The sequence below is a fragment of the Ilumatobacter sp. genome (assembly GCF_049588435.1).
Lineage (GTDB): Bacteria > Actinomycetota > Acidimicrobiia > Acidimicrobiales > Ilumatobacteraceae > Ilumatobacter_A.
In genome coordinates this window covers 1-9,132 of sequence record NZ_JBAVYV010000372.1, presented here as the reverse complement: position 1 = coordinate 9,132, position 9,132 = coordinate 1, and the positions used below count along the sequence as shown (strand labels likewise).

General features: G+C 66.9%; 8 protein-coding genes. 4 read left to right on the top strand and 4 right to left on the bottom strand.

The features are described from left to right. The 3 genes from WBV89_RS14480 to WBV89_RS14470 form a co-directional block, all read right to left on the bottom strand. Positions 1-1,282 (bottom strand): phosphotransferase (locus WBV89_RS14480; RefSeq protein ID WP_423982062.1); only part of this gene is annotated, 1,282 nt, incomplete at its 3' end. 228 nt (positions 1,283-1,510) lie between these two features. Next, complete coding sequence (locus WBV89_RS14475; RefSeq protein WP_423982061.1) at positions 1,511-3,493, bottom strand: FAD-dependent oxidoreductase; 1,983 nt, start codon at positions 3,491-3,493, stop codon at positions 1,511-1,513. A 4-nt stretch (positions 3,494-3,497) separates the two neighbouring features. Further along, positions 3,498-4,775, bottom strand: coding sequence for a cytochrome P450 (locus WBV89_RS14470; protein ID WP_423982060.1), 1,278 nt, complete (start codon positions 4,773-4,775; stop codon positions 3,498-3,500). A 76-nt stretch (positions 4,776-4,851) separates the two neighbouring features. Here WBV89_RS14470 and WBV89_RS14465 point away from each other — a divergent pair, with 76 nt between their 5' ends. Further along, positions 4,852-5,466, top strand: coding sequence for a TetR/AcrR family transcriptional regulator (locus WBV89_RS14465; protein WP_423982059.1), 615 nt, complete (start codon positions 4,852-4,854; stop codon positions 5,464-5,466). A gap of 72 nt (positions 5,467-5,538) precedes the next feature. Continuing rightward, positions 5,539-6,066, top strand: coding sequence for a DoxX family protein (locus WBV89_RS14460; protein ID WP_423982058.1), 528 nt, complete (start codon positions 5,539-5,541; stop codon positions 6,064-6,066). Positions 6,067-6,105: 39 nt separating this feature from the next. Here the strand turns inward: WBV89_RS14460 and WBV89_RS14455 are convergent, their stop codons facing one another. Next, positions 6,106-7,002, bottom strand: coding sequence for a LysR family transcriptional regulator (locus WBV89_RS14455; protein ID WP_423982057.1), 897 nt, complete (start codon positions 7,000-7,002; stop codon positions 6,106-6,108). Positions 7,003-7,116: 114 nt separating this feature from the next. Here WBV89_RS14455 and WBV89_RS14450 point away from each other — a divergent pair, with 114 nt between their 5' ends. Together WBV89_RS14450 and WBV89_RS14445 are read left to right on the top strand one after the other, a co-directional pair. Continuing rightward, entirely contained in the window at positions 7,117-8,001 is an 885-nt protein-coding gene (locus WBV89_RS14450) for a HalD/BesD family halogenase (protein ID WP_423982056.1), read from the top strand. Next, positions 7,998-9,132, top strand: a 1,135-nt coding sequence (locus WBV89_RS14445; RefSeq protein ID WP_423982055.1) for a M24 family metallopeptidase, incomplete at its 3' end; no start/stop codon positions are given. The genes WBV89_RS14450 and WBV89_RS14445, both read left to right, overlap by 4 nt.

The window sequence follows — 9,132 nt, the reverse complement described above, 5'->3', positions numbered from 1 at the left end:
CGTAATCACCCGGCTGGTCGCGGACGTCGCAGGAGTGGATGGTGCCCGCGAGCGGGGAGGCGACGGGCGTACCGCTCGGAACGAACACGTCGATGCCGAGGTGCAACGTTCGTCGTTCACCGGACGGCGTCGCGAACGCGTCCGTGTCGTAGATCGCGCGCAGTTCGCCGTAGCGACCGAGACTCGGTCGATCGTCCGGCACCCGTTGGGACCGGTCGGCGGTCGTGCTCCAGTCAATGATCTGGGCGTCGACGAGGTCGGTCGGCACGATCGGTGCCGGGGAGAAGTCGACCGAATCGAAGAAGTTCTCCACTGCGCGTTGATCGGCGATCGGGAGGTAGCCGCACGCATCTCGGTATGTGGCGTGTGCCAACTCGGGTGGGATGTGGCGGAGCAGATCGACGAGGTCCCCGATCGACTCCTGGCTCGTGGTCAGATAGTCGACGTTCTCCGGCCGTTCGCGGACCTGGGCCTCGGCGATCGCGAAGCTCATCGCCAGGCGCGTCCGGACCACCCCGTCCAGCAGCGCGAGTTCGTCGGGTTCGAGCGGGGCGACCTCGTGGTAGCCGGCCACGACCTCCGCGGCAGCGGACAACGGGTCGAGTTGGCCGAACATCGCGTACGCGATCGCGACGCCGAGCCCGACGATGCGTGGGCTGTGCACGATGTCGCCGTAGTCGATCAACGCGGCCGAGCCGTGGTCGTCGACGACGATGTTCTCGTCGTTCGCATCGTTGTGAATCGTCTGCTGATCGAGTTCGTGGAGGCGGGGCAACACGTCGTTGCGGAAGGTCTCGAGTGTCGATGCCGCCCACGGATCCGACGGTGTCGCGAGGCCGCCGCACTGCATCATGTTCCAGCGGTATCGCCGTCCGACGCTCGGGTGTGTGAACGTCCCCAGCGAAAGGTCGGTGCGGGCGACGACGATGCCGATCTTGTGCAGCAGGTCGGCGGAGAGCCTGGCACCGCTGGTGGGTCGGCCGTCGACCCACGTGAGCAGTCGGGCGACCCGTTGCATGTCGTCGATCTCGACGACATGGCGGCCGACGACCCGGGGCACCGCGGACGTCGCATCGGTGGCGGCGACGTGTGCGAGTGCTGCGTCCTGCATGTCCAGCTCGTCGTGCGGAGCGCCGGTCGCGTGGAACTTGAGCACGTATCGGTCACCGCCGGTGGTCGACACGAGTGCGTTGAGGTCGACCTCGCCGGGAAGCGGGCGGATCTCGGCGACGTCGAGGCCGAACCGGTCGCGCAGGATGATGTCGAGATGCGGGTCGGTCATCGGCCGCCGATCCTACGGCTCACCGCCAGCCGCGCCCGCCACGCCGCCACGCCTGCGTGTCCGGGGTTCTCGTCGCGCATTCGTTCGGATCGCGGGAACAATCGCGACGAGAACCGAGGGGTGGCGGCGTGGGACACACTCCGTCCTGCGTTCCCGTCGCGGATCCATTCGGATTGCGGGAAAGATCGCGACGAGAACCGAGGGGAAGGGTGAGGGTCGGGCTGTGGGCTACATCGTGCGGGTGATGTCGGCGGCGCCGCGGATGGCGGTTTGGATCGTGTCGGTTCCGTTGGCGTTGCCGATCACGTGCACGGTCGGGCCGGCTTCGGCGGCGGGGGAGCGGCCGGTCGCGTGGTTCTCGAGATGCTCGGCGAGTTCGTCGTTGGGGTCGTGGTACGTGACGATGCAGACCGTGTCGGCGTCGAAAACCTGCTCGTGACCGAGACCGAGTCCGTACGTCGTCACCTGGGTGTCGGAGATCTCGCGGATCGCGACCGAAGGGACGAACGTGAGTCCCGCAGCGAACAGTCGCTCGCGGCTCGCCTCGACCGTCGACGGCGGGTGCGCGATCCGCGCGCCGAGTTGCTCGTGGCGGCTGAGGATCGTGACGGCGGCACGCTGGGCGAGCAGTTTGTCTGCGACCGAGATCGCCTCGAACGTGCCGGTGTCGTCGTAGACCACAGCCTTCGATCCGACCGTCGCTCGTCCGCCGAAGCCGAGAACTTCCCAGCTGGTCCAGACGTGTGGGAGGTCGCCGCCGGGAATCGGGATCGACGGACTCGCCAGCTGGAACCCGGTCGGTTTGGGGGTCGATCCCGTGGCGATGATCAGTTCGTCGGCCGCGACCTCGGCGATCAGGTCGGGGTCGACGGGGGTGCGCAGGTGGACGTTCACTCCGAGTCGCGCGATCTCGTCGGTGAGCCAGCGGGTGATCGCCTCGAGGTCCGAGCGGGGTGGAACCGATGCCGCCATCCGGACCTGGCCGCCCAGGTCACCGGTCATCTCGTACAGGTGGACCTCGTGTCCGCGCAGCGCCGCGGTGCGCGCGGCTTCGAGTCCTGCAGGGCCACCGCCGACGATCATCACGCGTTTGGTGACCTCGGCCGGGCCGGGCGTCTCGAACGGGACCGCCGTTTCCTTGCCCGCAGCGACGTTGACGACGCACTGGATCCGCCCGGTCGTCATCAGGTTGGCCACGCAGCCCATCGACGTGCCGATGCACGGGCGGATCTCGTCCTCGCGACCGTCACGCGCCTTCACGACGAGTTCGGGGTCGGCGATCATCGCGCGCACGATCGACACCATGTCGGCCATGCCTGACCCGACGATGTGGTCGGCGTGGTCGAGCGTCATGATTCGGCCGGTGACGATGGTCGGGACGTCGACGACCTTGGTGACCTTCTCGCTGTTGTCGAGTTCGTATCCGAGCGGGTCGTCGAGCGTGGACAAGAACTTGTGGAACCGCCAGTAGGTACCCATCGAGACGTCGAGGAAGTCGATGTCGGGTTCGAGTGACCGGGCGATCTGCTCGGCCTCGACGTGGTCGATTCCACCCTCGATGAACTCGTCACCCGAAATCCTGATTCCGACCGGGAAACCGGCGGACACCTCCGAGCGGATCGCGGCGAGGATCTCCCGACAGAACCGTGCTCGGTTCTCGGTCGAGCCGCCGTACTCGTCGTCGCGAACGTTGGTCGCCGGCGACATGAACGACCCGATGAGGTAACCGTGGCCGGCGTGGAGTTCGATCCCGTCGAGTCCACCGGTCTCGACGCGTCGCGCCGCCGATGCGAACGCGGCGACGGTGTCGTCGATCATCCCTTTCGTCATCACGCGTGGTGTGACTCCGACCATCGCGTTCGGGATCGCACTCGGCCCGACCGGACGTTGGCCCGGATGTCGTTGGAGTGTGTTCCCGCCGTGCCACAGCTGCTGGAACACCTGCGTGCCGTGCGCGTGGAGGCGCGTCGAGAGCTCCTCGTACCAGGGCAGCACCGAGTCGGAGTAGACCGGGATTCCGGTGGGTGACTCGGTGGTGACTCCGGCGATCTCGATGATCGCCAGGCCCACGCCACCTTTGGCGCGCGCCTCGTGATAGGCGATCAGGTCGTCGCCCAGGGTGCCGGTCGAGTGAGCGGTGCGCACGATCCTGTTCGGGATCGTGCAGCCAGCGATCTGCAGCGGTTGGAAGACGTTCGGGTACGAGGCCATCGGGTCAGTCCGCCTGCGGTGCGTCCCACGCGACCGGGAGTTTCTCGACGCCGTGGAGCACGGGGGCCGAGATCATCGTCGGCTCTCCGGTGAGGCGCAGGTTGGGGAGACGGTCGAGGATCGCTTCGAGTGCGACCGCGCCTTCGACCCGACTCAACGGTGCGCCCATGCACAGGTGGATCCCCTTGCCGAACGCCCAGTGCTTCTTCAGCGTGTCGAGGTCACGCGTGATGTCGAACGTGTGCGGATCGTCCCACGCGGCCGGGTCCATGTTCGCCGCGAAGAAGGTGCACATCACCTTCGAGTCGGCCGGAAGGGTGACTCCCTCGAGTTCGGTTTCCTCGTTGTTGGTGCGGAACAGCCCATGCACTGGGGCGTCGTAGCGGAGGCTCTCCTCGACCGCATGCGGGATCAGGCTCCGGTCGTTGCGCAGCAGCTCCATCTGTTCGGGGTTCTGCAGGAGGCGCCAGACCATGTTGCCGATCAGCTGGGTCGTGGTCTGGCTTCCGGCGATGAACAAGAACATCATGAATCCGAGGACGTCGGCATCGGTGAGGACTCGACCGTCGAGTTCGGCGGTGAGCAGCGCGGTGAGCGTGTCGTCGGGGAGTTCCTCGCCGGCCGCCAGCATCTGCCGACGGGTGCCGATCATCTCGCCGAAGTAGGTCACCTCGTCGACGCGGTTCGGGTCGCTCGTGGATTCCTTCGCGCTCTGTTTGTCGGCGTGTCGAGCGATCACGGCATCGGCGCGAGGTCGGATCTCACGGCAGTAGTCGGGGTCGAGGCCGAGCAGCCAGGCGATGACGATGAGCGGGACCGGGGTTCCGAGCAGTTCCTGCAGATCGCCCTCACCTCGATCGACGAACGTGTCGATCTCGTGGTCGACGAGGGTGCGGATGTCGGGTTCGAGTGCGAGGAGTGCGTCGGCGTTGAACGCCTGCTGGACGAGCCGCCGATCGGACGTGTGCTGCGGTGGGTCGACGCTGACGAGCACCCCGCCGCCCGAGTAGGCGAGCCCGGGCCCGTGCTTGCTCGACCACAGCTTGGGTTTGCGGATGATCTGCTTGACCGTTGCTTCGGTCGTCGCGGCGTACCAGTCGAACGGCTCGGTCGCGTGGGCGATCGGACACTCGGTGCGCATCCGCTCGTATTCGGCGTGGGGGTCGGTGCGGAAGGCGGGGGAGAAGAAGTCGAAGTCCCCCGATGCTCGATCGTCGATGGGGTCCGCCGTCTTGTCGGACGCAGCCTCGGCGGCTCCGTCAGTGTCCGTCGCTTCGTCCATCGTTCGGTCCTCCGCTCGGTTGTCGGTGTGGGTCTGCACTTGGTCGAGAAGTTAGATGAACGTAACTTTGTGGTCGATGTCCATGCAAACCGGAGCGACCGAGCGATCGCCGGTCGAGCGAGCGCCACGTCGCAACGGCCGCCCGCCCAAGAGCAGCCTGCGTGTCCCGACGACCGACCGTCTGCTCTCGGCTGCGACCGACGTGTTCGTCGAGCACGGTTTCGGTGGCGCGACCGTGACCGAGATCGCGCGCCGCGCCGGCATCTCGGGGCCCGCTGCCTACAAGCACTTCGACACCAAGGCCGACCTGCTCGTGGCCGCCGCGAAACGTGGCCTGCGCGAGACGACGAGCGGCGTCGGCGCGGCTGGACCTCACGAGATCGCGCGTCGCTGGATGTCTCCGGAGTTCGCGTCGACTCGGCGACTGATGGTCGAACTTCACCTCGCTGCGGGTCGCGAGAGCGAGGTCTTCGACCTGCTGTCGGCGTGGCACCACGACCAGTCGTCCGGGTGGGTCGACCGGCGCGGCGACTCCCCCGAGCAGGTGAAGGCGTTCTTCCTCCTGCTGCTCGGGTTGGCTCAGCTCGATGCACTGTCGAGCCTGCCGGCCGACGATGTCGAACTCGGCCGTGGGGTCGATCGCATGATCGACGCGTTGTTCGACGCGGGCTCGATGTCGTCCGACGGCTGACGGACGCAGCAGACTGGGCCGCAATGGTTGCGCATGGCGCAGCTGCACCGATCGACGAGGAGTTCCATCTTCATGAACGACACCGACGCCATCGACCTCGCACTGTTCGTGTTCCGTTGCGGACTCGGGGCGGTGATGCTCGCGCACGGGATCAATCACATCTGGGGTGGGGGCAAGATCGAGGGGACCGCCGGATGGTTCGGTTCGATGGGAATGAAGCCGCCGCTCGTGCAGGCGTGGTTGGCGAGCCTGACCGAGATCGGCGCAGGGATCGCGCTCGTGCTCGGCCTGCTCACACCGTTGGGTGGAGCGGGCCTCGTCGGAACGATGACCGTGGCATTCGTGATCAACCACCGCGGGAACGGGTTCTTCATCTTCCGCCCGGGCGAGGGGTGGGAGTACGTGATGACGCTCGCGCTGTGCGGAATGGTGATCGGTGCGATCGGACCCGGTGGCTGGTCGCTCGACCGGGCGTTCGGGATCGAGGACGATCTGATCGGTTGGACCGGACTGGCTCTCTCCGCCGGTGCCGGACTGGTCGGAGCGGGTCTGCTCCTCGCAACCTGCTGGCGACCGCCACCCCCGAAGACCGCCGACTGACGCCATCCCCGACAACTGGTGCCTGGCACCAGTTGTCGGTCAGGCGGGGAGGTGGTCGGCGAGGTGGTCGGCGATCCGCTGGGTGGGTGAATCGTTCGACTCGGTGGACCGGGTGAGGAGGCTCCACGGCAAGGTCAGGCCGTCGGGTCCGCAGCGGGTCGCGACGATCCGTCCGCTCGCGATCGCCGGCGACAGCGCCCATCGGCTGAGGATGCTCACCCCGGCCCCGGCCGCGACCAGCTCGGTGATCGCGCTGGTCTGGGGGACCACGTTGACCACCCGGGGATAGTCGTCGCCGGTCCGGATGAAGCGGTCGTATTCGAACCCGGGTGTCGGGACGAAGTTGTAGGTGAGGTAGGTCTCGTCGATCAGGTCGATCGGCTCGATGTGGTCGCGGCCGACGAGGTGATGGTCGGGCGACGTGATCAGGACGAGTTCGTCGTCGAAGGCCGGTCGTCGATCGAGTGGCCCGGCCGGGGTGCCGGGTGCGACGACGAGGTCGACGGAACCCGAGGTGAGGACGTCGCCGGGTGCGTCATCGACGACGACCAGCTGGAGTTCGACCTCGGGGTGCTGCTCGTGTGCGGCCTCGAGGAACGACGGGTACCAGTGGAAGCAGTCGTAGCTGCCGACGCCGATCCGCACCACGGAGGTGACGTCCGAGCGGTCGGCGAGCAGGATCTGTTCGTTGCGTCCGAGTTCGTCGAGCGCACGCGCGGCGGCCTGGTGGGTGGCGATGCCGGCCCGGGTCGGTGTGAGTCGACGGTGATGGCCGCGGTCGAACAGTCGGACTCCGAGTCGGCGTTCTGCTTCGGCGAGGCGATGGCTCAGGGTGGACTGGGTGGAGTGCAGCACCTTCGCGGCCTCGGTCATCGTGCCGAGGTCGACGATCGCGACGATGGTCTCGTAGTGCCGGAGTTCGAGCTGGAGCGCCATCACCTCCATCGTATATGCACTATTCACATGTAGAAGGCGATGAAACATTCGTTGGACACACGTCGGCGGATGGTGCTGACTGGAGTTGTGAACACTGCAACGCTGTCCCCACCCATGTCCTCTCTCGCCGATCCGGAGATCGGCGCGCTCGACGGGTTGGTCGATCTGGAGCGATATCCGCTCGACCGACCGGGAAGTGAGATGTGGAGCGAGCTCGTCGAGGCCGGGCGGCGTGATCTGGCCGAGCACGGGAGCATGTGCCTCACGCAGTTCCTGAAACCGGATGCGCTGACGAACACCGCCGCCGAGATCGCGGCGATCGCGACCCACATTCCGATCCTCGAGCAGATGAGCAGCGTGTACGCGCGCGACGCGATCGAGGCCGACTTGGACTCCGACGATCCGCGCCGGGTTCGGATGGCGCGCAGCGCAGGACACGTCACCCGCGACATGATCCCCCCGTATTCGCCTGCTCATCGTCTGTACGTTTCCGCGTGCTTCAAGGTGTTCATCGCGGCCCTCGTCGGTGAGGAGCGGGTCTTCGAGTACGCCGACCCGTTGGCGGGCCTCGTCGCGACGGTGCTGCCGCCCGGAGGCAGCTATCCCTGGCACTACGACACGAACGAGTACGTCGTCACGCTGATGCTCCAACCCGCCGAGGAGGGTGGCGTGTTCGAGTACCACCAGAACCTGCGTTCGCCCGGTGACGAGAACCTCGCCGGGCTGGGTCGAGTCCTGGCCCGAGACCCAGCGGAGCCGGCACGTCGGATCTCCGTGGCCGCCGGTGACCTGCAACTCTTCCTCGGTCGCTACTCGCTGCACCAGGTCACCGAGGTCGCGGGAACGCTCGATCGGCACGTGCTGGTGCTCTCGTACGCGGATCGACCTGGTGTGATCGGGCCGGCCGACCGGACCCGCGCGGTCTACGGGCGGGTCACGGAAGCACACCTCGTCGCCGACCAAGCTCGCCTCGCCGAGAACGACGGTCTGATCCTGTGAACGGTGTGCTCGAGGCGTCGCGCCTCGACCGGCTCCGAGCGTCGATCGCCGATTCGAACTGTGATGCGGGGCTCTTCTACGACCCGACGAACGTCCGGTACGCGACCGGCACGTCGAACATGCAGGTGTATTCGCTGCACAACCCGTGTCGGTACGCGTTCGTTCCGGTCGAGGGGCCGGTGGTGCTGTTCGAGTTCAAGGGCTGTGCGCATCTCTCCGACGGTCACGACAATGTGGCGGAGGTCCGCAACGCGGTCAGTTGGTACGACTTCGTCAGCGGCAGCCGGGTCCAGGAGTTCGCCGCGCTCTGGGCGGCCGAACTCATCGATCTGCTGGGACCAGGCAGAGACATCGCCGTCGACCGACTCGATCCGATCGGTCTGGTCGCGCTCGAGCATCGCGGGGTGCGGGTGCACGACGGGCAGCGGGTCGCCAATCGGGCGCGGATGATCAAGACGCCATCCGAGATCGACGTCATGCGTTCAGCGGTTGCAGCGTGTGAGTCCGGTCTCGCGCAGATGCGCGAGGTGGCGCGGCCCGGGATGACCGAGAACGAGGTCTGGGCGGTGTTGCATCAGGCGAACATCGCATCGGGTGGGGAGTGGCTCGAGACGCGGCTGCTCACGTCGGGCCAGCGGACCAACCCGTGGTACCAGGAGTGCAGTGACAAGGTGATCGAGCCGGGGGAGTTGGTCGCGTTCGACACCGACCTGATCGGGATCGGCGGGTATTCGGTCGACATCTCACGGACGTGGCGAGTCGACGGTGGCAAGCCGACCGCGGAACAGTGTCGGTTGTGGGGTGCAGCGCGAGAGCAGTTGGATTTCAACACCGAGTTGCTTCAGCCGGGAGCATCGTTCGCCGAGATCTCGCAACGGTCGCACCTGCCGCCGGACGACATCCACTCGGTGACGAACGCAGCCGTCGCCCACGGCATCGGGTTGTGCAACGAGTACCCGCTGATCGTGAACCGCGATCACTTCGACGGTGGCTACGACGGAGTCGTCGAAGAGGGCATGGTGTTGTGCGTCGAGGCGTTGGCAGCCCCTCCCGGTGGCACCGAGTCGGTCAAGCTCGAGGAGCAGGTGCTGATCACCGCCGACGGCCCCGAACCGTTGTCCACGTACTCGC

Bases quoted from the DNA above. Each gene is read 5' to 3' on its own strand.
- WBV89_RS14475 (WP_423982061.1), bottom strand. From the start codon at position 3,493: ATGGCCTCGTACCCGAACGTCTTCCAACCGCTGCAGATCGCTGGCTGC.
- WBV89_RS14470 (WP_423982060.1), bottom strand. From the start codon at position 4,775: ATGGACGAAGCGACGGACACTGACGGAGCCGCCGAGGCTGCGTCCGAC.
- WBV89_RS14465 (WP_423982059.1), top strand. From the start codon at position 4,852: ATGTCCATGCAAACCGGAGCGACCGAGCGATCGCCGGTCGAGCGAGCG.
- WBV89_RS14460 (WP_423982058.1), top strand. From the start codon at position 5,539: ATGAACGACACCGACGCCATCGACCTCGCACTGTTCGTGTTCCGTTGC.
- WBV89_RS14455 (WP_423982057.1), bottom strand. From the start codon at position 7,002: ATGGCGCTCCAGCTCGAACTCCGGCACTACGAGACCATCGTCGCGATC.
- WBV89_RS14450 (WP_423982056.1), top strand. From the start codon at position 7,117: ATGTCCTCTCTCGCCGATCCGGAGATCGGCGCGCTCGACGGGTTGGTC.